The sequence below is a fragment of the Streptomyces sp. NPDC001137 genome, assembly GCF_040298885.1.
GTDB lineage: Bacteria > Actinomycetota > Actinomycetes > Streptomycetales > Streptomycetaceae > Streptomyces.
This window is the reverse complement of record NZ_JBEPBA010000007.1, coordinates 326,909-348,805: the sequence shown is the minus strand read 5'-3', so window position 1 is coordinate 348,805 and position 21,897 is coordinate 326,909. Positions and strand designations below refer to the sequence as shown.

Below are 21,897 nucleotides of genomic sequence, written 5' to 3'. Positions count from 1 at the left end.
CGCCGCACTTCGTACTGCCTGCCTTTCTGCCGCTCATCTGCCGCTCACAGAAGAGAGACCCCTGACCCATGTCCTGGCTGTCCAGATTCAGCCTCGCGCAACGTGCCCTGATCGGGTTGATGTCCGTCATCGCGCTCGCCTTCGGGGCGATCGCGATACCCCAGCTCAAGCAGCAGCTGCTGCCCTCCATCGAACTGCCCGTGGTGTCCGTCCTCGCCCCTTACCAGGGCGCTTCCCCGGATGTCGTCGAGAAGCAGGTCGTGGAGCCCATCGAGAACAACCTCGAAGCCGTGGACGGCATTTCGGGCGTCACCTCGACGGCCAGTGAGGGCAACGCCGTGATCATGGCGTCCTTCGACTACGGCAACGACACCAAGCAGCTCGTCGCCGACGTCCAGCAGGCCGTCAACCGGTCCCGGGCCCAGCTCCCGGACGACGTCGACCCGCAGGTCGTCGCCGGTTCCACCGACGACATGCCGACCGTCGTCCTCGCCGTCACCTCCGGCAAGGACCAGCAGGCCCTCGCCGACCAGCTCGACAAGACCGTCGTACCGGACCTGAAGGACATCGACGGCGTCGGCCGGGTCACGGTCGACGGTGTACGGGACCTGCAGGTCACCGTCACACCGGACGACAGGAAGCTGGCGAAGGCCGGCCTGACCAGCCAGGCGCTGTCGCAGGCCCTGCAGGCGGGCGGCGCGACCGTCCCGGCCGGTTCCTTCGACGAGGGCGGTCACAACCGCACCGTCCAGGTCGGCGGCGGCTTCACCTCGCTCGCCCAGATCAAGGATCTGATGGTCACGGGCGGGGCCACTTCGGCTGCGGCCGGGAAACCGCTTCAGCCGGTCCGGCTGGGTGACGTGGCCACCGTCACGCAGCAGCAGGCACCCGCCGACTCCATCACCCGCACCGACGGCAGGCCCTCCCTCGCCGTGACGGTCACCATGGACCACGACGGCAGCGCGGTCGCCATCTCGAACGCGGTCAAGGACAAACTTCCGGACCTCCGGGGGGACTTGGGCTCCGGCACGAAGATCACGGTCGTCAGCGACCAGGGCCCGGCGGTCTCGAAGGCCATCAGCGGTCTGACGACGGAGGGCGGGCTGGGCCTCCTCTTCGCGGTCCTCGTCATCCTGGTCTTCCTGGCCTCGGTCCGCTCGACCCTCGTCACGGCGGTGTCGATCCCCCTCTCCGTCGTCCTGGCCCTGATCGTCCTGTGGACGCGCGACCTGTCCTTGAACATGCTGACGCTGGGCGCGCTGACGATCGCCATCGGCCGGGTCGTCGACGACTCGATCGTGGTCCTGGAGAACGTCAAACGGCACCTCGGCTACGGCGAGGAGCGCCAGGCGGCGATCCTGAACGCCGTCCGCGAGGTGGCCGGCGCCGTGACGTCCTCCACCCTCACCACGGTGGCCGTCTTCCTGCCGATCGGCCTGGTCGGCGGCATGGTGGGGCAGCTGTTCGGCCCGTTCAGCCTGACGGTGACGGCGGCCCTGCTGGCCTCGCTCGTCGTGTCCCTGACGGTCGTACCGGTCCTGTCGTACTGGTTCCTGCGCGCCCCGAAGGGCACACCGGAGGACGCGGAAGAGGCCCGCCGCAAGGCGGAGGAGAAGGAGACGAGAAGCCGGCTCCAGCGCGTCTACGTCCCGGTCCTGCGCTTCGCGACCCGCCGCCGCCTCACCAGCGTCCTGCTGGCGGTGGCGGTCCTGGTGGGCACCTTCGGCATGGCGCCGCTGCTGAAGACGAACTTCTTCGACCAGGGCGAGCAGGAAGTCCTCACCGTCAAGCAGGAGGTGAAGCCGGGCACCAGCCTGGCGGCGACCGACGAACAGGCGAAGAAGGTCGAGCAGCTGCTCGCTTCGGTGAAGGGCGTCAAGGACTACCAGGTGACGGTGGGCTCGTCCGGCTTCATGGCGGCCTTCGGCGGCAGCACGGACACCAACCACGCGTCGTACCAGGTCATGCTGGCGGACGATGCGTCGGCCACACACGTCCAGGACGCCATCGAATCGGGCCTGAAGAAGCTCTCCGGCATCGGTACGACGACGGTCTCGGCCGGTGACGGCTTCGGCAACCAGGACCTGAGCGTGGTCGTGAAGGCGGCCGACGGGGACGTCCTGCGCAAGGCCTCGGAGCAGGTGCGGGCGGTGGTGGCCGGCCTCGACCACGTCACGGACGTGACCAGCGACCTCTCGCAGAGCGTGCCGCGCATCTCGGTCAAGGCCAACTCCCGCGCCGCGGCGGCCGGTTTCAACGACCAGACGCTGGGCGCGGCGGTCGCCCAGGCGGTCAAGGGCACCACAGCGGCCAAGGCGATCCTGGACGACACCGAGCGCGACGTGGTCATCAGGTCGGCGACCCCGGCGACGACGCTGGACCAACTGAAGAACCTGCGGCTCGGCCCGGTGAAACTGGGCGACATCGCCACGGTGCAACTGGTCGACGGCCCGGTCTCGATGACCCGTATCGACGGACAGCGGGCCGCCACCATCACCGCGAAGCCGACGGGCGACAACACGGGCGCGGTGAGCACCAAGCTCCAGTCCAGGATCAAGGCCCTGAAGCTCCCGGCGGGCGCCACGGCCGAGATCGGGGGCGTCACGTCCGACCAGGACAGCGCGTTCAAGAACCTGGGCCTGGCGATGCTGGCGGCGATCGCGATCGTCTTCATGCTGCTGGTGGCAACGTTCCGCTCGCTGGCCCAGCCCCTGATCCTGCTGGTCTCCATCCCCTTCGCGGCGACGGGCGCGATCGGGCTGCTGGTCGCCACGGGCACCCCGATGGGCGTCCCCGCGATGATCGGCATGCTGATGCTGATCGGCATCGTGGTGACGAACGCGATCGTGCTGATCGACCTGATCAACCAGTACCGCAAGCAGGGTTACGGCGTCGTGGAGGCCGTGGTGGAAGGCGGCCGCCACCGCCTGCGCCCGATCCTCATGACGGCCCTGGCAACGATCTTCGCCCTGCTCCCCATGGCCCTGGGCGTCACGGGCGAGGGCGGCTTCATCGCCCAGCCCCTGGCGGTGGTGGTGATCGGCGGCCTGATCACGTCGACCCTCCTGACCCTCCTCCTGGTCCCGACGCTGTACGCGATGCTGGAGCTCCGCAAGGAGCGACGGGCTCGGAAGCGGGCGGCGAAGAGGGAGTCCCGGGGGACCGAGGAGGCGGAGGTGCTGGAAGCCGCGGGGGTGTAGTCAGCGGAGAGGCCCGGCCTGCAGGTGTTCCCCCGTCGCGGCCTTCTCCGTTACGTATTCTGTGGCCTCGAACTGCTGTGCACGGAAGGGGACTCGGGCGTGCCGCTGCACAAGGACGACCCGAAATCGGTCGGCGGGTACAAGCTGGTCGACCGGCTCGGGTCCGGCGGCATGGGGGTCGTCTACCGGGGCAGATCACGCTCGGGCCGTGACGTCGCCGTCAAGGTGGTGCACGCCCAGTACGCAACGGACGCCGTGTTCCGCACCCGCTTCCGGCAGGAGGTCGCGGCCTGCCGCAGGGTGAGCGGCGCCTTCACCGCGCCGGTCGTGGACGCGGACCCGGAGGCCGAGCTGCCCTGGATGGCCACCCAATACGTGCCCGGGCGCTCGCTCGCCGACCGCATCCGGGCCGACGGCCCGCTTCAGGGCGCCGAACTGCGGCGTCTGGTCCTCGGGTTGGTGGAGGCGCTGCGTGACATCCACCGTGCCGGGGTCGTGCACCGCGACCTGAAGCCGGCCAACGTCATGATGGCCGAGGACGGCCCCCGCGTCATCGACTTCGGCATCTCGCGCGCGGCGGGGGATCTGACGCTGACGGAAACGGGGCATCTGATGGGCACCCCGCCCTTCATGTCCCCCGAACAGCTGGTGGACGCACGTTCGGTGGGGCCGGCCTCGGACGTCTTCTCGCTCGGCGCCCTGGTGGTGTTCGCGGCGACCGGACGCGGCCCCTTCGACACCGACAGCCCCTATCTGACGGCGTACCGGGTGGTGAGCGAGGAACCGGAGCTGGATGCGCTGTCCCCGCCGCTGCGCGCGGTCGTGTCCCGCTGCCTGGCCAAGGAGCCGGCCGCCCGCCCCGGCCCGGACGAACTCGCCCACGCCTTCGTGACGGCCCTGCCGGACCCGGCACCGGACGACATGCCCACGGTGCCCCAGCGCCGTCCGGATCCGCAGCCGACGATGCCCCCGGCCGCCGGCCCCGAGCCCGCCGAGCCGCCCACCGAAAGGACCCGCAACCGCCGGACACCGGTGCTGGTGGCGGCGGCCGGTGTGCTGGTGATCGGGCTCATGGCCTACTTCCTCGGACCGCTCCGGGGCGGCGGTGCCGCCGAGGCAGGCCCCTCGCCGAGTGCCTCGGCGGGCCGCTGGGCAGCCCTCCCGGCCGGCTGGCGGCCCTGGCAGACCACGCTGTACGCGACCGCCGCCCGGGGAGTGAAGCAGGCTCCGGCGGCGGACACCGGCGGCAACGGCTCCCTGACGCAGCCGTCCTGCATGCAGGGCGGCGGATCGGTCTACTGCTCGGACGACGGCGCGCTGCCCGTCCGCATCGACGCCTCGACCGGCCGGACCAACTGGCGAGCGGCCCTGCCGCCGGACACGCCTATCGACCGCTACGGCGCCCGCGTCGTCGGAGTGCGCGACGACGTGCTGCTCGTGCAGGAGGCCGTGTCGAACGCCGCGGCCAACGACACCACGGACACCGTCTCCGCCTTCGCCACGGACAGCGGCAGACGGCTGTGGTCCCGGGCGGTCGAGGGGCGGTACGCCGACGCGGCACTGGTCGGGGGCCTGGTCCTAGTCCCGAACGGCTCCGTCGTGACCGCCCGCTCCGCACAGGACGGCACCAAACGCTGGACGATGACACTGCCGGCCGACCACCGGTGCACGTTCCTCGCCGACGGCGACCGTCCCTACGCGGACTGCTCCGACCGACGCTCCATCTCCGACCAGAAGCGGGTCCTGCTCGCCGTCGACCCGGCCGACGGCTCGGTGCGAAGGCTGCGGTCAGCGCCGTCGGCCGAAGCGACCTACACCGGGATCCTGGACGGACGTCTGGTCTTCGTCGAGCGGCGTACGAGCGCCCCGACCGCGGAGGGCAACGATTACGCCCGCGCGGTGCTGATCGACCCCGCCGACGGCCGGGCCCGTACCACCGAGCTGGCCCAGGAGCAGCAGGGGTGGCCCGCTCTGGTGCACGGAGTGCTTTGCTTCGTCACCTCCAGCGGCCGGATGACCGGTGTCTCCCCGCTGACCGGCAAGCGCCTGTGGCAGACGGCGACGACGCTGGAGCAGCCAGGCACGCCGGTCGCCGACGGGCGCCGCAGCGTGTTCGTGTCCAACGCGAGCGGGCGGGTCGCCGCACTGGACGCCCGGTCGGGCACCCTGCTGTGGGAGTCCCGCCCCCGCGCGGACCGTGTGTACAGGCTCAGCGGCCCGATCCCCGGGCTCCTGCTCCACCAGGGCGCTCTGCTGGTGCCCAGCCCCGACGGCACGCTCTTCACCCTCGACCCCGCGCACCCCGAGCGGAAACCCGTCTCGGGGTGACAGCGGGGCACAGGGCCACGGCTACGGCAGCGCCAGCATCCGCTCCAGCGCCAGCTTCGCGAACGCCTCCGTCTCCTTGTCGACCTCGATCCGGTTGACCAGGTTGCCCTCGGCCAGCGACTCCAGCGCCCACACCAGGTGGGGCAGGTCGATGCGGTTCATGGTCGAGCAGAAGCAGACCGTCTTGTCGAGGAAGACGATCTCCTTGCCCTCGGGCGCGAAACGGTTCGCCAGCCGTCGTACGAGATTGAGCTCCGTGCCGATGGCCCACTTGGAGCCGGCGGGCGCGGCCTCCAGGGCCTTGATGATGTACTCCGTCGAGCCGACGTAGTCCGCCGCGGCCACGACCTCGTGCTTGCACTCGGGGTGGACCAGCACGTTCACCCCCGGGATGCGCTCGCGCACGTCGTTTACCGAGTCCAGCGAGAACCGGCCGTGCACCGAGCAGTGGCCGCGCCACAGGATCATCTTCGCGGCGCGCAGCTCGTCCGCCGTCAGCCCGCCGTTCGGCTTGTGCGGGTTGTAGACGACGCAGTCCTCCAGGGACATGCCCATGTCGCGGACGGCGGTGTTGCGGCCGAGGTGCTGGTCGGGCAGGAACAGCACCTTCTCGCCCTGCTGGAAGGCCCACTCCAGGGCCTTCTTGGCGTTCGAGGAGGTGCAGATCGTGCCGCCGTGCTTGCCCGTGAACGCCTTGATGTCCGCGGACGAGTTCATGTACGAGACCGGCACGACCTGCTCGGCTATCCCCGCGTCGGTCAGCACGTCCCAGCACTCGGCGACCTGCTCGGCGGTGGCCATGTCCGCCATCGAGCACCCGGCCGCGAGGTCCGGCAGGACGACCTTCTGGTCGTCGGAGGTCAGGATGTCCGCGGACTCCGCCATGAAGTGCACACCGCAGAACACGATGTACTCGGCCTCCGGACGCGCCGCCGCGTCCCGGGCCAGCTTGAACGAGTCACCCGTGACGTCGGCGAACTGGATGACCTCGTCGCGCTGGTAGTGGTGGCCGAGCACGAAGACCTTGTCGCCGAGCTTGGCCTTGGCCGCGCGGGCGCGCTCCACCAGGTCCGGGTCGGACGGGGACGGCAGGTCGCCGGGGCACTCGACGCCCCGCTCGCTCTTCGGGTCGGCCTCGCGGCCGAGCAGCAGCAGGGCGAGAGGAGTCGGCTGTACGTCGAGCTCCGGGGTCTGGGCGGTGGTCACGACACGCACCCTTTCTGTTCTGCGGGAGGTTCTGCTGGAGGTACTGCGGCCATGCTTCTCGTCTAACTGACGCTATCTATCATAACCCGCTTCACGTCAGTTTGACGATGGTCATTGCGTCGATGTGACATGAATCCCGATGAGCCGTTTTCCGCTCGCCATCGCATGTGCGAGCATGAAGTGAGGTGCCGAAAATCAGGTACCCGGCCCGGAATGAATCCGCGGCCTTGCCGGTTGCACCAGTCGGCAAGCAGTCTCCGTACAACCCGGGAGAGATGTAGATGTCCGTATCGGACGAGACCAGCACCGTCACCGACGGCATCATCCTGTCCGACGCCGCCGCGGCGAAGGTCAAGGCCCTGCTCGACCAGGAAGGCCGTGACGACCTGGCCCTGCGCGTCGCCGTTCAGCCCGGCGGCTGCTCCGGCCTGCGCTACCAGCTCTTCTTCGACGAGCGCTCCCTCGACGGAGACGTGGTCAAGGACTTCGGCGGCGTCAAGGTCGTCACCGACCGCATGAGCGCCCCGTACCTGGGCGGCGCGTCCATCGACTTCGTCGACACCATCGAGAAGCAGGGCTTCACGATCGACAACCCGAACGCGACGGGTTCCTGCGCCTGCGGCGACTCCTTCAGCTAAACCCTGCGGTAAGCCCTCCGGCTTGCCGGACAACTGAACAGACCGAAGGCGGCGGCCCCCTCAGACAGGGCCGCCGCCTTCGCGCATCCGGCGGGCTACTGCACCCCGGCCGTCGCCGGCGACCGCAGCGGACCCGGCTTCGGCAGCGAGATCTCCTTGCCGTCCGAGCCGACGACCTTCCGGTCGCCGAGCGGCTCGTCCAACCGCACGGTCCGCGTCAGCTGCTTGGCGATCATGATGCAGACCTTGCCCTTCCACGGTGTCTCGGTCACCGTGACGGTCACCTTGTCGGCGCTCTCGCTCGCCTTCGCGTCGTAGTCTCCGCACACCCCGCCGGTGAAGATCACGGTCAGGTTCCTGCCGTCGGTCGTGTAGCTGTCCACCTTGACGTCACGGGTGGCGGGCGCCGAGGACGGACCGCCGCCCGGTGCGCTCGCCGACGGGGTGGGCGCCCCGGACGGCGTCGTCGCGTTCGAGGCCAGGTACTTCGGGTCGACGGCCGGATACGTCACCGTGAAGCCGTTCTGCGCGCCCGCGCCCTTCACCTGGAACAGCCAGGACGGCACCAGCGCCTGCCGCCCGTCCACCGCATGCACGGCCAGCCCGAAGACCGCACCGTCGACGGTGACGGTCTGCTTCTGCGGCGTCGCACCCGCCCCGGACGACGACTGCCCGCACGGCTCCTCCAGCCGGTCCTTCAGCGGTACGGGGCTGGCGCAGCCGCCGATGCCCATGCGGTGGTCGGTCGTGGGCGCCGAGTTCATCAGGTCCAGCGTCTTCCGCGCGCCCAGCACGGGGTACGTGTCGCCCTTCACCGGCGCCTTCAACTGTCCGCTGCCGCCCACCACTTCACCCTGGGCGCCGACGGTCAGCCCGGTCGTCCAGCCGTAGGTGGGCAGCCCGCCGACCAAGGGGTTCGCGTTCACCACCCGCTGGGCGCCCATGACCTGGCTCGCGTCCACCTTCGCGTCGTCCTGGCCGACCGCCTTCAGTACCGGCGCCGCGGCCTTCTTCGCGGCGGCCTCGCTCACCGTGGCACCGGCCGGGTTCGCGGGATCCTTCGTACAGGCGATGGCCCTCCCACAGTCGTCGGTACCGGCCGCGTACCGGTGGAACGTCCACGTCCCCGGCGCCTGCTTGTCCACCACCAGGCTCGGCCCGGACCCGTCCCTGTCCGGCCCGACCTGCCAGGCCCGGCCCTGCGCCACCGGCGCCCCGTCCAGCCCGAGGGCCTTGGCCAGCCGCGCCACCTCGTCCTTGGTGACCTCGCCGGCCGCCCGGTACACGGGCGCCGAGTCCGGCCCTTCGGGCAGGGCGCCGTCGGCCTTGTACCGCACGCCGTACGGGTTGGGCTCCCCGGGCGCGATGCCGTCCGTACCCCCCTCGGAGTAACCGTCGAGCGCGAGCGGCGGGGGAGTGGTGCCGTCACCGGAGGCGCCGGAGTCCGTACGCCCACCGGAGCCGCCAACGGCCGACGCGGTGAGGTACGCCCCGCCACCGCCCACCAGCAGCACGGCAGCGGCGACGGAGGCGATGAGCACGGGGGAGCGGCGACGCGCCGGGCGGGGCTCCTGCGCGTCCGGATCGGGGGTGGCGTCGGGAACCTCGGTGTCACCACCGGCGGCGATCGGAGGCTCGGCGACGGTCGGCCCCTTGGCGTCCTCGGCGACCTCGCTCTCCTCGACGGGGGCGCCCGCTCCGGCCGCGGCGGTCGTCCGGCCAGCAGTGGGTTCGTTGATGGCGGCGGCCGCTGCGGCTTCCTCGCCCGAGGCGGTTTCCTCAACCACGCCGGGCGCCTCGGCGTCCTCCCCCTCAGCCGAAGGGCTCTCCGCGCCGGCTTCCTCCCCAGGAGCGTCCGCTTCGCCCTCCATGACGCCCGGAGCCCCGGCGCCCACGGCACCCTGCTCCTCCACGGCACCCTGCTCCTCGGCGGAGCCGGCGGTGCCGTTCTCGTCCGGGGCGTCGTTGTCGGGTCGCTCGGTGTTCACCGCATCGCTCCTTCACCTGCACAGCTGTCCTGTGACCCTGACCCGACCCTGTCAAAAAGGGCCGCGGGAGGGTCGTATCGCACATCCCCTCGGCGGGGGACGGCGATGGGACGCAGCGGAGGAGCGCGCGGTTCCCTTCCTGTGCGCCGGCGCGGCTACCGGGCCCTAGCGGATTGCGCCCCGTACTCAGTCGCCGTAGTCCGACATGGAGTCCAGCAGACGGGCCGACTTCGGCGGCACGACCACACCGTGGATGAGTGACGGGGAGACCGGGCGGGAAGTGATGCGGTCGGGGGCGGCCCAGTGGGGGACCATCCGGGCGCAGTCGCCGCGCAGCGACGCGAGGTCGCCTTCGAGGTCGACCGGGACCGGGGCATGGACCTTCAGGTTCGTCATAGCGGAACCGTATGCACGTCGAAGCCGGTGAAGAAAGATCTACTATCGGGTAGTTTCGGCCACTTCAGAGCCCGGCTACGACCCGGTAGCGTGAACTGTCAATCCACCCTCCCGTCTCTCACAGGAGAGTCCCCGCCGTGCGCATCGCAGTCACCGGCTCCATCGCCACCGACCACCTCATGACCTTCCCCGGCCGCTTCGCCGACCAGCTCGTCGCGGACCAGCTGCACACGGTCTCGCTCTCCTTCCTGGTCGACAACCTCGACGTACGCCGGGGCGGCGTCGGCGCCAACATCGCCTTCGGCATGGGTCAGCTCGGCACGACCCCGATCCTGGTCGGCGCCGCCGGCTTCGACTTCGACGAGTACCGCGCCTGGCTGGACCGGCACGGCGTCGACACCGACTCGGTCCGTATCTCCGAGACCCTGCACACCGCCCGCTTCGTGTGCACCACGGACTCGGACCACAACCAGATCGGCTCGTTCTACACGGGCGCCATGAGCGAGGCCCGCCAGATCGAGCTGAAGACCGTCGCGGACCGCGTCGGCGGTCTCGACCTCGTCCTGATCGGCGCCGACGACCCGGAGGCGATGCTCCGCCACACCGAGGAGTGCCGCTCCCGGTCCATCCCCTTCGCCGCCGACTTCTCCCAGCAGATCGCCCGGATGAACGGCGACGAGATCCGGATACTGCTGGAGGGCGCCACCTACCTGTTCTCGAACGAGTACGAGAAGGGCCTGATCGAGTCCAAGACCGGCTGGAGCGACGCCGAGATCCTCGCCAAGGTCGGCCACCGCGTCACCACCCTCGGCTCCCGCGGCGTCCGCATCGAGCGGGCCGGCGAGGACCCGATCGAGGTCGGCTGCGCGGAGGAGGAGCGCAAGGCCGACCCCACGGGCGTCGGCGACGCCTTCCGCGCCGGCTTCCTCTCCGGCCTCGCCTGGGGCGTCTCCCTGGAGCGTGCCGCCCAGGTCGGCTGCATGCTCGCCACGCTCGTCATCGAGACGGTCGGCACCCAGGAGTACACGCTGCGGCGCGCCCACTTCATGGAGCGCTTCACCAAGGCCTACGGCGACGAGGCCGCCGCCGAGGTCCAGAAGCACCTGGCCTGATCTACGAGACCCGGCGGACCACGTACGCGGCACCGCGGTCCGCCGGTTCCTCACCCACGTACTCCTGGCCCCGCATCTCGCACCAGGCCGGGATGTCCAGCCGCGCCGCCTCGTCGTCGGACAGGACACGCACCGTGCCGCCCACCGGCACGTCCCCGATGACCTTGGCGAGCTCGATGACGGGGATCGGGCAGCGCTTGCCGAGCGCGTCGACGACCAGGGCGTCGTCCTGCCGCACGGCCGCCGCCGCAGCCGGCGCCCCCAGCTTCTCCCGCACCCCCGCCACCGCCCCCGGCAGCACCTCCAGGAACCGCTCGACGTCTTCCTCCGGCGTCCCCATCGGCAGCGAAACCCGCACATTCCCCTCACTCAGCACCCCCATCGCCTTCAGCACATGGCTGGGCGTCAGCGTGCTGCTGGTGCAGGACGACCCGGAGGAAACGGAGAAACCCTCCCGATCCAGCTCGTGCAGCAATGTCTCCCCGTCGACATAGAGACAGGAGAAGGTGACGATCCCCGGCAGCCGCCGCTCCGGATCCCCCACCACCTCCACGTCCGGCACCGACCGCGGCACCCGCACCCGGATCCGCTCCGTCAGCTCCCGCAGCCGTACCGCCTCTTGCTCCGCCTCCGCGCGCACCGCCCGCAGCGAGGCGGCCGCCGCCACGATCGCCGGCAGATTCTCGAAGCCGGCGGCCCGCCCCGACTCCCGCTCGTCCGCAGGCCCTTGCGACGCGAACCGCACACCTTTTCGTACGACGAGCAGCCCCACCCCCGAGGGCCCGCCCCACTTGTGCGCACTGGCCGCGAGCAGCGACCAGTCGCCCTCGACCGGGCCCCACCCCAGCGACTGCGCCGCATCCACCAGCAAGGGCACGCCGGACTCCCGGCACACGGCAGCCACTTCGGCCACCGGCTGCTCGGTGCCCACCTCGTGGTTGGCGGACTGAAGGCAGGCCAGCGCGGTGTCCGGGCGGAGGGCCTCCGCGTACGACGCAGGCGTCACCCTGCCCTGCCGGTCCACCTCGACCTGCGTGACGCTCCCGCCGCCGGCCTCGTGCGTGTCAGCCGCATGGAGCACCGAGGAGTGTTCGACCGCGGACACGATCAGGTGACGCCCAACCCGGTGACGCCCGGCCAGCGCCCCCGCGATTCCCGCGTGCACGGCCCGGGTCCCGGAAGACGTGAAAACCAGCTCGTCGGCCCGACATCCCACAGCCTCAGCGGCGGCTTCCCGCGCCGCATCGAGCAACATCCGAGCCCGCCGCCCTTCTCGGTAAAGCCGTGCGGGGTCGGCCCATCCTTCATCCAGGGTGGCCAACAGCGCCTGACGAGCGACCGGATGAAGAGGCGCGGAGGAAGCGGCGTCGAAATAGGACATACGGCAACCGTAAAACTTGGGGTAGGGCAGCCGCCGTTTAGGGGCGCGGGGAACTGCGCGACCAGCCACAAACAACCCGCACCCGCCAATCCAGCGAACCCACGGAGTGACTAGGCACCCCTCCCGCTGAACCCCCGGAGGGCGTCGGCTAGGGTTTGGTCCGCATAAACATCCAAACCCCTGCCCGACGCAGGGCGGCGACCGACCACCGAAGAAGGCAGGCCGCAGCCAACCGCGCGGGCGAGACTCTCGGGAAGGCGCTACGTGAGTCCCAACGGCTCCGACCGCTCGCCGCGGCGCCCGATGCGGCGGAAGCTGCTGCAGGCAATGACCGCGGGCCTGGTCCTGGCGACCGCCACCGGTTGCACATACAAGGACTTCCCCCGCCTTGGTATGCCCACCCCGACCACGGAAGAGGCTCCGCGGATCCTCTCCCTGTGGCAGGGCTCCTGGGCAGCCGCGCTCGCCACCGGCGTGCTGGTGTGGGGCCTGATCCTGTGGAGTGCTTTCTTCCACCGGCGCAGCCGCACGAAGGTCGAAGTTCCTCCGCAGACCCGGTACAACATGCCGATCGAGGCGCTGTACACGGTGGTTCCGCTCGTCATCGTCTCGGTGCTGTTCTACTTCACGGCCCGCGACGAGTCGAAGCTGCTCAGCCTCTCCGACAAGAAGCCCGACGTCACCGTGAACGTCGTCGGCTTCCAGTGGAGCTGGGGCTTCAACTACATCGAGCCTGTGCCCGGTGTCACCGGTGACGCGAAGACCGACAAGAACCTGGCCGCCATTCCGGACCGGTTCAAGAACGAGTTCCCGGCGAACGCCGGCGGTGTCTACGACGTCGGTACGCCGGCCTCGAAGGACCCGAAGACCCACAACCCCGGCCCGACCCTCTGGCTCCCCGAGGGCAAGACGGTCCGCTTCGTCCTCACCTCGCGTGACGTCATCCACTCCTTCTGGGTGGTGCCGTTCCTGATGAAGATGGACGTCATCCCGGGTCACACCAACGCCTTCCAGGTGACCCCCAACAAGAAGGGCACCTTCCTCGGCAAGTGCGCCGAGCTCTGCGGTGTCGACCACTCCCGGATGCTGTTCAACGTGAAGGTCGTCTCCCCGGACGTCTACGAGAAGCACCTCCAGGACCTCGCCAAGAAGGGCCAGACCGGTTACGTTCCCGCCGGCATCGCGCAGACGAGCCACGAGAAGAACCGGGAGACGAACAACCTGTGAGCATCGTCAACGAACCCCAGGGCGCCGCGGCGGAGTCCCACTACACGGACGAGCTGCCGGTCCGGCGCAAGCAGCCCGGCAACGTGGTCATCAAGTGGCTCACCACCACTGACCACAAGACGATCGGGACGCTGTACCTCGTCACGTCGTTCGCGTTCTTCCTGATCGGCGGCGTGATGGCGCTGCTGATGCGCGCCGAGCTGGCTCGACCTGGTCTGCAGATCATGTCGAACGAGCAGTTCAACCAGGCGTTCACGATGCACGGCACGATCATGCTGCTGATGTTCGCGACGCCGCTGTTCGCGGGCTTCACCAACTGGATCATGCCGCTGCAGATCGGCGCGCCCGACGTGGCGTTCCCGCGGCTGAACATGTTCGCCTACTGGCTCTATCTGTTCGGCTCGACGATCGCGGTGGGCGGCTTCCTCACCCCGCAGGGTGCGGCCGACTTCGGCTGGTTCGCCTACTCCCCGCTGTCGGACGCGGTCCGCTCGCCGGGCGTCGGCGCCGACCTGTGGATCATGGGTCTGGCCTTCTCCGGCTTCGGCACCATCCTCGGTGCGGTCAACTTCATCACCACCATCATCTGCATGCGTGCGCCGGGCATGACCATGTTCCGCATGCCGATCTTCGTGTGGAACGTGCTGCTGACCGCGGTGCTGGTCCTGCTCGCCTTCCCGGTCCTCGCCGCCGCGCTGTTCGCGCTGGAGGCGGATCGGAAGTTCGGTGCGCATGTCTTCGACGCGGCCAATGGCGGCGCCCTGCTGTGGCAACACCTCTTCTGGTTCTTCGGCCATCCAGAGGTGTACATCATCGCGCTGCCGTTCTTCGGCATCATCTCCGAGGTCATCCCGGTCTTCTCCCGTAAGCCGATGTTCGGCTACATGGGCCTGATCGGCGCGACGATCGCCATCGCGGGTCTGTCCGTGACCGTGTGGGCCCACCACATGTACGTCACCGGCGGTGTGCTGCTCCCGTTCTTCTCCTTCATGACGTTCCTCATCGCCGTACCGACCGGCGTGAAGTTCTTCAACTGGATCGGAACGATGTGGAAGGGGTCCCTGTCCTTCGAGACCCCGATGCTCTGGGCGACCGGCTTCCTGGTCACCTTCACCTTCGGTGGTCTGACCGGTGTCATCCTGGCCTCGCCGCCGATGGACTTCCACGTCTCGGACTCGTACTTCGTGGTGGCGCACTTCCACTACGTGGTCTTCGGCACCGTCGTCTTCGCGATGTTCTCCGGATTCCACTTCTGGTGGCCGAAGATGACCGGCAAGATGCTCGACGAGCGCCTCGGCAAGATCACCTTCTGGACGCTGTTCATCGGCTTCCACGGCACCTTCCTGGTCCAGCACTGGCTGGGTGCCGAGGGCATGCCCCGTCGTTACGCGGACTACCTCGCGGCCGACGGCTTCACCGCCCTGAACACGATCTCGACGATCAGCTCGTTCCTGCTCGGCATGTCGATCCTGCCGTTCCTCTACAACGTGTGGAAGACGGCCAAGTACGGCAAGCCGGTCGGCGTCGACGACCCGTGGGGCTACGGCCGCTCGCTCGAGTGGGCGACGTCCTGCCCGCCGCCGCGGCACAACTTCCTCACCCTGCCGCGGATCCGCAGTGAATCCCCGGCGTTCGACCTGCACCACCCTGAGATCGCCGCTCTCGACCAGCTCGAGAACGCGCCTCACGGTGAGAAGGCTCTGGCTGGTGGCAAGGAGGCCGGCAAGTGAAGGTTCAGGGCAAGATGTTCATGTGGCTGAGCGTCTTCGTCCTCGCCATGGCGGTGGTCTATGGCGTGTGGTCGAAGGAGCCGGCCGGTACCACGGCGCTCTTCCTGGCCTTCGGTCTGTGCATCATGGTCGGCTTCTACCTCGGCTTCACGGCCAAGCGGGTCGACGCGGGTGCGATGGACAACAAGGAGGCGGACGTCGCGGACGACGCCGGCGAGGTCGGGTTCTTCAGCCCGCACAGCTGGCAGCCGCTGGCCCTCGGGGTCGGTGGTGCGCTCGCCTTCCTGTCGATCGCGATCGGCTGGTGGCTGCTGTACTTCTCGGCGCCGATCATCATGATCGGCCTGTACGGCTGGGTCTTCGAGTACTACCGCGGTGAGAACCGCACCCAGTAGCACGAGCAGGGCGCACAGGGAGCCCGGACACTCCGAAAGGAGCGTCCGGGCTCCCGCTTTTGCCGCAAAACTGTTCCCTCGTACGGATTACTGCGCGCGCCGTCCTTGACGAACGTCCATAGCGTGAGGGACATGAACCACTCTCCGCGCACCCGCACCGTCGTCAGCTGCACTCTGCTGGTGATCGCCCTCGGCGCGGGCGGCACCGCTTGCAGCAGCGGGGGCAACCCGCTGGCCGGCAAGCCGTACGACGCGACGGACCAGCTCTCCTTCAACGGCCTCAAGGGCGGCGCGAAGAAGGCCGACCCGGACAAGCCCCTCGAGGTCACCGCCGAGGACGGCGGCCGCATCACGGACGTCACGGCCACGGACGCCGCAGGCCGCTTCGTGGCGGGCGAACTCTCCGCCGACGGCACCCGCTGGCACAGCACCTCCCCGCTCGCCGCCAACGCCCATTACACGGTGCGGGTGAGCACGGAGGACGGGGACGGGGCGCCGGGCCGCAAGGTTCTCACCTTCGACACCAGCACCCCCACCACCAAGAAGCGCCTGGACGTGAAGTTCGGCCCCGACTCCGGCGCCTACGGCGTCGGCCAGCCCGTCACCGCCCAACTGAACCAGCCCGTCAAGGACAGGACACAACGCGCCATCGTCGAACGGGCACTGCGGGTGGACTCGGTCCCCGCCGTGCAGGGCGCCTGGCACTGGGTCGACGACAAGGAACTCCACTACCGCCCCAAGGACTACTGGCCCGCCCACGCCACCGTCCAGGTGCACAGCAATCTGGACGGCATCAAGGTCGGCGACCGCCTGTGGGGCGCCAGGAGCAAGCCGCTGAAGCTCACCATCGGCGACAGCATCATCGCCGTCACCGACGCCTCGGCACACTCCATGACGGTGTACAAGAACGGCGAGGACATCAAGGAAGTCCCCGTCACCACCGGCAAGCCCGGCTTCGAGACCCGCAACGGCGTCAAGGTCGTACTGGGCAAGCAGTCCTTCGTACGCATGCGCAGCGCCACCGTGGGCATCGCCGAAGGCAGCTCCGACTCCTACGACCTACCCGTCTACTGGGCCACCCGCCTGACCTGGAGCGGCGAGTACGTCCACGCCGCCCCCTGGTCAGTGGGCTCCCAGGGCTACGCCAACGTCAGCCACGGCTGCACCGGCATGAGCACCGCCAACGCCGAGTGGTTCTTCAACACCGTCCACGAGGGCGACGTGGTGAAGGTCATCAACTCCAACGGCGACACCATGGAACCCTTCGGCAACGGCTTCGGCGACTGGAACCTCACCTGGAAAAAGTGGCGCACGGGCAGCGCCCTGGTGGGCGGCACACCTGACGGCCCGAGCCCCAAGGACGCGGCACGGTTGAGGCCGCAGAACGTCTGACTTGGGGCCGAAAGACCCGCACCCCCGAGCTCCTAGGCGCTCTGCTGAAGCGCCTTCTGCCGCAACAGCGAAGCCAACGCCGCAGCGAACTCCACAGGCTCCACAGGCAAGGTCACAGCGGCATCCGCCCGGCTCCACGTGGCCAGCCACGCATCCTGAGGCCGACCGATGAGCAGCAGCACCGGCGGGCAGTTGAACACCTCGTCCTTGATCTGCCGGCACACCCCCATGCCCCCCATGGGCACGGCCTCACCGTCCAGGACGCACACGTCGATGCCGCCCCGGTCCAGCTCCTTGATGACGGCGGCCGGCGTCGCACACTCCAGGAACTCGACGACGGGAACGTCGGGAGCGGGCCTGCGCCCGGTCGCGAGCCGCACCTGTTCGCGGGTGTTGGAGTCGTCGCTGTAGACCAGCACCGTGGCGGTCGGCTGCATAGTTCCTCCGAGACGTCGGCGTCGTACGGAAAGGCCCGATGGGGCGGATGTTACTCCGTTCAACACCACGTCAACACCGGTATGGACGGCAGCAACACTCCGAACGGCACCCCCCGGAGTGAGGGCGGGATAAGCGACCGACATAATGTCGGTCGTGGCGACAGCAACGACAGTAGAAACCGGGCACGCGCACCCGTCGGTCAACCGGCCGAACCTCACCAGCGTCGGAACCATCATCTGGCTGAGTTCCGAGCTGATGTTCTTCGCGGCCCTCTTCGCGATGTACTTCACCCTGCGATCGGTGACCGGTCCGGATCACTGGAAGGAGATGGCGAGCCATCTCAACCTTCCGTTCTCCGCGACCAACACCACGATCCTGGTGCTCTCCTCCCTCACCTGCCAGCTCGGCGTGTTCGCCGCCGAGCGCGGGGATGTGAAGAAGCTCCGGGGCTGGTTCATCATCACGTTCGTGATGGGTGCGATCTTCATCGGCGGTCAGATCTTCGAGTACACGGAGCTGGTGAAGAAGGACGGGCTCTCCCTGTCCTCCGACCCCTACGGCTCGGTGTTCTACCTGACCACCGGGTTCCACGGCATGCACGTGACGGGCGGCCTCATCGCCTTCCTGTTCGTTCTCGGCCGCACCTACGCGGCCAAGAGGTTCACCCACGAGCAGGCGACCGCGGCCATCGTCGTGTCCTACTACTGGCACTTCGTCGATGTCGTGTGGATCGGCCTCTTCGCCACGATCTACCTGATCAAGTAGCCGGGCCCGTTCCCGCGTGCGCCCGCGCGGCGCACAACCCACAAGCATCGACGCAGAAGATCCTGACACCGGGGTAATCCGTGAAAAAGCTCTCCGCACGACGACGCCATCCCATGGCGGCGCTCGTCGTCCTACTCCTCGCGCTGGCATGCACCGGGGGGCTGTACGCCGCGTTCGCACCCGCGAGCAAGGCGCAGGCCGATGACACCGCCCAGTCCCTTGCCATCGACGAGGGCAAGAAGCTCTACTCCGTGGGCTGCGCCAGCTGCCACGGCACCGGCGGTCAGGGAACCACCGACGGTCCGAGCCTCGTCGGCGTGGGCGCCGCGGCCGTCGACTTCCAGGTCGGCACCGGCCGTATGCCGGCCCAGCAGCCGGGCGCTCAGGTCCCGAAGAAGAAGGTCATCTACTCGCAGGCCGAGATCGACCAGCTCGCCGCGTACATCTCCTCCTTCGGCGCCGGCCCGTCCATCCCGACGAAGGCGGACTACGGCCCGGACGGTGCCGACATCGCCAAGGGTGGCGAGCTGTTCCGCACCAACTGCGCGCAGTGCCACAACTTCACCGGCAAGGGCGGTGCGCTGACGCACGGCAAGTTCGCCCCGAGCCTCGAGGGCGTCGCCCCGAAGCACATCTACGAGGCCATGCAGACCGGCCCGCAGAACATGCCGTCGTTCCCCGACACCACGCTGTCGGAGCAGAACAAGAAGGACATCATCGCGTACCTGAACGCGGTCAACGGTGACGACACCGAGAGCCCCGGCGGCCTGGAGCTGGGCGGACTCGGCCCGGTCTCCGAGGGCCTGTTCGCCTGGATCTTCGGACTCGGCGCGCTGATCGCGGTCGCCGTCTGGGTCGCCGCTCGGACCGCAAAGGCCAAGAAGTCATGAGTAGCCAAGACATTCCAGAAGAGAACCTGCCCGCTGAGCAGGACGCGCACGGCACCGTAAGCCTCGCGGACGAGAAGAACCCGTTCGCGGACCCCGGTCTGCCGCCCCACGAGCACCGGGTGCAGGACATCGACGAGCGGGCCGCCAAGCGGTCCGAGCGTGTGGTGGCCATGCTGTTCACGGTCTCGATGCTGGCCACGGTCGGCTTCATCGCCTCGTACGTGGCGATCCCGCACGACAAGGCGATCTACGTCTTCCCGATCGGCCACATCAACGCGCTGAACTTCGCGCTGGGCCTGACCCTGGGTCTCGCGCTGTTCGCCATCGGCGCGGGCGCGGTCCACTGGGCCCGCACCCTGATGTCCGACGTGGAGATCGCCGACGAGCGGCACCCGATCGAGGCGTCCCCCGAGGTCAAGGCCAAGGTCATGGCCGACTTCAAGCAGGGCGCCAAGGAGTCCGCGCTCGGCCGCCGCAAGCTCATCCGCAACACGATGTTCGGTGCGCTGGCCCTGTTCCCGCTCTCCGGCGTCATGCTGCTGCGCGACCTCGGACCGCTGCCGGGGACCAAGCTGCGCCACACGCTGTGGTCCAAGGGCAAGCTGCTCGTCAACATGAACACCAACGAGCCGCTGCGCGCCTCCGACGTCGCGGTCGGCTCGCTCACCTTCGCCAAGCCCGAGGGCCTGGAGGAGCACGACGAGAACTTCCAGACCGAGATCGCCAAGGCGGCCCTGATGATCGTCCGGATCCAGCCGGACAACATCAAGGACAAGCGCGAGCTCGAGTGGTCGCACGAGGGAATCGTCGCCTACTCGAAGATCTGCACCCACGTCGGTTGCCCGATCTCGCTGTACGAGCAGCAGACGCACCACGTGCTGTGCCCCTGCCACCAGTCCACCTTCGACCTGTCCGACGGTGCCCGGGTGATCTTCGGCCCCGCCGGTCACGCCCTGCCGCAGCTGCGCATCGGCGTGAACGACCAGGGCTACCTCGAGGCGCTCGGCGACTTCGAAGAGCCCGTCGGTCCTGCATTCTGGGAGCGCGGATGAGCACCAACGACAGCGCCGCGGCACGCCGCGGCAAGGCGCCGGCCGGCGAGCGCGTCGCCGACTGGGCCGACGGCCGGCTGGGGATCTACTCCCTGGCCAAGACCAACATGCGCAAGATCTTCCCCGACCACTGGTCGTTCATGTTGGGCGAAGTGTGCATGTACAGCTTCATCATCCTCATCCTCACGGGTGTGTATCTGACGCTGTTCTTCCACCCGTCGATGAACGAGGTGGAGTACCACGGCAGCTACATCCCGCTGCAGGGTCAGATGATGTCCGAGGCGTTCAACTCGACCCTGCACATCTCCTTCGATGTGCGCGGTGGTCTGCTGATCCGGCAGATCCACCACTGGGCCGCGCTGATCTTCCTCGCGGGCATGTTCGTGCACATGATGCGTGTGTTCTTCACCGGCGCGTTCCGCAAGCCGCGTGAGGTCAACTGGGTGTTCGGCTTCCTGCTGCTCGTCCTGGGCATGTTCACCGGCTTCACCGGCTACTCGCTCCCGGACGACCTGCTCTCCGGCACCGGTGTCCGCTTCATGGAGGGCGCGATCCTGTCCGTGCCGATCGTCGGCACGTACCTGTCGATGTTCCTCTTCGGCGGCGAGTTCCCGGGCGGCGACTTCGTGGCCCGGTTCTACTCGGTCCACATCCTGCTGCTGCCGGGCATCATGCTCGGCCTGATGGTGGGCCACCTGATCCTGGTCTTCTACCACAAGCACACGCAGTTCGCGGGCCCCGGAAAGACGAACAACAACGTCGTCGGCATGCCGCTGCTGCCGGTGTACATGGCGAAGGCCGGCGGCTTCTTCTTCCTGGTCTTCGGCGTCATCACGGCCATCGCGGCGATCGCCTCGATCAACCCGATCTGGGCCATGGGCCCCTACCGTCCGGACCAGGTGTCCACCGGCGCCCAGCCCGACTGGTACATGGGCTTCTCCGAGGGCCTGATCCGTGTGATGCCGGGCTGGGAGATCAACCTCTGGGGCCACACGCTCGTCCTGGGCGTGTTCATCCCGCTGGTGGTCTTCCCGCTGGTCCTGGTCGCGATCGCGGTCTACCCGTTCATCGAGTCCTGGGTCACCGGCGACCGGCGCGAGCACCACATCCTGGACCGTCCGCGCAACGCCCCGACGCGTACCGCGTTCGGTGCCGCGTGGGTCTCCTGGTACTTCGTGCTGATGATCGGTGGCGGCAACGACCTGTGGGCCACGCACTTCCACCTGTCGATCAACGCGATCACCTGGTTCGTGCGCGTCAGCTTCTTCGTCGTGCCGGTGCTCACGTTCATCGCCACCAAGCGGATCTGCCTCGGCCTCCAGCGCCGCGACAAGGACAAGGTGCTGCACGGCCGCGAGTCGGGCATCATCAAGCGCCTGCCGCACGGTGAGTTCATCGAGGTGCACGAGCCGCTCAGCCAGGACGCCCTGCACACCCTCACGGCGCACGAGCAGTACAAGCCGGCCCAGATCGGCCCGACGGTCGACGAGAACGGCGTCGAGCGCAAGGTCAAGGGCTCCGAGCGACTGCGCGCCAAGCTCAGCGAGGCGTACTACGGCGAGGAGTCCCAGATTCCGAAGCCGACCGTCGAGGAGTACAGGGAGATCACGAGCGGCCACGGCCACCACTGATCGCTGCGGCTCGCCACGCCACGGCAGAAGGGCCCCCGTCCGGTCTTCGGACGGGGGCCCTTTTCCATGCCCTGAGCTGGATAGGGTGGCCTCACACTCGTTCTCTTCCACTACGACGACCAGGAGCG

Annotated in this window: 17 protein-coding genes; 12 read left to right on the top strand and 5 right to left on the bottom strand. The window is 68.8% G+C overall.

Annotation, left to right across the window (positions count from 1 at the left end):
* Nucleotides 1-68: 68 nt before the first annotated feature.
* Nucleotides 69-3,200 carry an efflux RND transporter permease subunit gene (locus ABT254_RS17085; RefSeq protein WP_351470010.1) on the top strand — a complete coding sequence of 1,044 codons (3,132 nt, stop codon included), beginning with the start codon at nucleotides 69-71 and terminating at the stop codon, nucleotides 3,198-3,200.
* Nucleotides 3,201-3,299: 99 nt separating this feature from the next.
* Nucleotides 3,300-5,528 (top strand): protein kinase domain-containing protein, encoded by a 2,229-nt coding sequence (locus ABT254_RS17080; protein ID WP_351470007.1) that lies wholly within the window; start codon nucleotides 3,300-3,302, stop codon nucleotides 5,526-5,528.
* 21 nt (nucleotides 5,529-5,549) lie between these two features.
* Here ABT254_RS17080 and nadA read toward each other — a convergent pair whose 3' ends face one another.
* A complete protein-coding gene (gene nadA, locus ABT254_RS17075) occupies nucleotides 5,550-6,734 on the bottom strand; it encodes a quinolinate synthase NadA (protein ID WP_351470004.1) in 1,185 nt (394 codons plus the stop codon).
* Between the two features lie 281 nt (nucleotides 6,735-7,015).
* Here nadA and ABT254_RS17070 point away from each other — a divergent pair, with 281 nt between their 5' ends.
* A complete protein-coding gene (locus ABT254_RS17070; RefSeq protein WP_030582488.1) occupies nucleotides 7,016-7,372 on the top strand; it encodes an iron-sulfur cluster assembly accessory protein in 357 nt (118 codons plus the stop codon).
* Nucleotides 7,373-7,467: 95 nt separating this feature from the next.
* Here the strand turns inward: ABT254_RS17070 and ABT254_RS17065 are convergent, their stop codons facing one another.
* Nucleotides 7,468-9,360, bottom strand: a complete 1,893-nt coding sequence (locus ABT254_RS17065) for an ICP22 family protein (RefSeq protein ID WP_351470000.1) — start codon at nucleotides 9,358-9,360, stop codon at nucleotides 7,468-7,470.
* A gap of 186 nt (nucleotides 9,361-9,546) precedes the next feature.
* Nucleotides 9,547-9,756, bottom strand: coding sequence for a hypothetical protein (locus tag ABT254_RS17060; protein WP_351469997.1), 210 nt, complete (start codon nucleotides 9,754-9,756; stop codon nucleotides 9,547-9,549).
* 137 nt (nucleotides 9,757-9,893) lie between these two features.
* On the opposite strand from ABT254_RS17060, the gene ABT254_RS17055 reads away from it, so the two are divergent.
* Nucleotides 9,894-10,868 carry a carbohydrate kinase family protein gene (locus ABT254_RS17055; protein ID WP_351469994.1) on the top strand — a complete coding sequence of 325 codons (975 nt, stop codon included), beginning with the start codon at nucleotides 9,894-9,896 and terminating at the stop codon, nucleotides 10,866-10,868.
* Between the two features lies 1 nt (nucleotide 10,869).
* Here ABT254_RS17055 and ABT254_RS17050 read toward each other — a convergent pair whose 3' ends face one another.
* Entirely contained in the window at nucleotides 10,870-12,249 is a 1,380-nt protein-coding gene (locus ABT254_RS17050) for a cysteine desulfurase/sulfurtransferase TusA family protein (RefSeq protein ID WP_351469991.1), read from the bottom strand.
* A gap of 264 nt (nucleotides 12,250-12,513) precedes the next feature.
* Here ABT254_RS17050 and ctaC point away from each other — a divergent pair, with 264 nt between their 5' ends.
* The 4 genes from ctaC (at nucleotide 12,514) to ABT254_RS17030 (ending at nucleotide 16,993) form a co-directional block, all read left to right on the top strand.
* Nucleotides 12,514-13,476 (top strand): aa3-type cytochrome oxidase subunit II, encoded by a 963-nt coding sequence (gene ctaC, locus ABT254_RS17045; protein ID WP_351469989.1) that lies wholly within the window; start codon nucleotides 12,514-12,516, stop codon nucleotides 13,474-13,476.
* Nucleotides 13,473-15,206: an aa3-type cytochrome oxidase subunit I gene (gene ctaD, locus ABT254_RS17040; RefSeq protein WP_351469986.1), complete on the top strand. Its 1,734-nt coding sequence runs from the start codon at nucleotides 13,473-13,475 to the stop codon at nucleotides 15,204-15,206. Before ctaC ends, ctaD begins: the two co-directional genes overlap by 4 nt.
* On the top strand, nucleotides 15,203-15,601 hold the full coding sequence (locus ABT254_RS17035; protein ID WP_115908610.1) for an aa3-type cytochrome oxidase subunit IV: 399 nt from the start codon (nucleotides 15,203-15,205) through the stop codon (nucleotides 15,599-15,601). Before ctaD ends, ABT254_RS17035 begins: the two co-directional genes overlap by 4 nt.
* 132 nt (nucleotides 15,602-15,733) lie before the next feature.
* Nucleotides 15,734-16,993: a L,D-transpeptidase gene (locus ABT254_RS17030; protein ID WP_351469982.1), complete on the top strand. Its 1,260-nt coding sequence runs from the start codon at nucleotides 15,734-15,736 to the stop codon at nucleotides 16,991-16,993.
* Between the two features lie 32 nt (nucleotides 16,994-17,025).
* Here the strand turns inward: ABT254_RS17030 and ABT254_RS17025 are convergent, their stop codons facing one another.
* Nucleotides 17,026-17,430 carry a response regulator gene (locus tag ABT254_RS17025; protein ID WP_099928237.1) on the bottom strand — a complete coding sequence of 135 codons (405 nt, stop codon included), beginning with the start codon at nucleotides 17,428-17,430 and terminating at the stop codon, nucleotides 17,026-17,028.
* Nucleotides 17,431-17,575: 145 nt separating this feature from the next.
* Here ABT254_RS17025 and ctaE point away from each other — a divergent pair, with 145 nt between their 5' ends.
* The 4 genes from ctaE to qcrB all read left to right on the top strand — a co-directional run bounded on the left by ctaE (nucleotide 17,576) and on the right by qcrB (nucleotide 21,769).
* Nucleotides 17,576-18,196, top strand: a complete 621-nt coding sequence (gene ctaE, locus ABT254_RS17020) for an aa3-type cytochrome oxidase subunit III (RefSeq protein WP_019067823.1) — start codon at nucleotides 17,576-17,578, stop codon at nucleotides 18,194-18,196.
* An 80-nt stretch (nucleotides 18,197-18,276) separates the two neighbouring features.
* Nucleotides 18,277-19,086, top strand: a complete 810-nt coding sequence (gene qcrC / locus ABT254_RS17015) for a cytochrome bc1 complex diheme cytochrome c subunit (RefSeq protein WP_351469977.1) — start codon at nucleotides 18,277-18,279, stop codon at nucleotides 19,084-19,086.
* Nucleotides 19,083-20,138 carry a cytochrome bc1 complex Rieske iron-sulfur subunit gene (qcrA, locus tag ABT254_RS17010; RefSeq protein WP_351469974.1) on the top strand — a complete coding sequence of 352 codons (1,056 nt, stop codon included), beginning with the start codon at nucleotides 19,083-19,085 and terminating at the stop codon, nucleotides 20,136-20,138. Before qcrC ends, qcrA begins: the two co-directional genes overlap by 4 nt.
* On the top strand, nucleotides 20,135-21,769 hold the full coding sequence (qcrB, locus tag ABT254_RS17005) for a cytochrome bc1 complex cytochrome b subunit (protein ID WP_351469971.1): 1,635 nt from the start codon (nucleotides 20,135-20,137) through the stop codon (nucleotides 21,767-21,769). The genes qcrA and qcrB overlap by 4 nt, the downstream gene beginning before the upstream one ends.
* Nucleotides 21,770-21,897 lie beyond the last annotated feature (128 nt).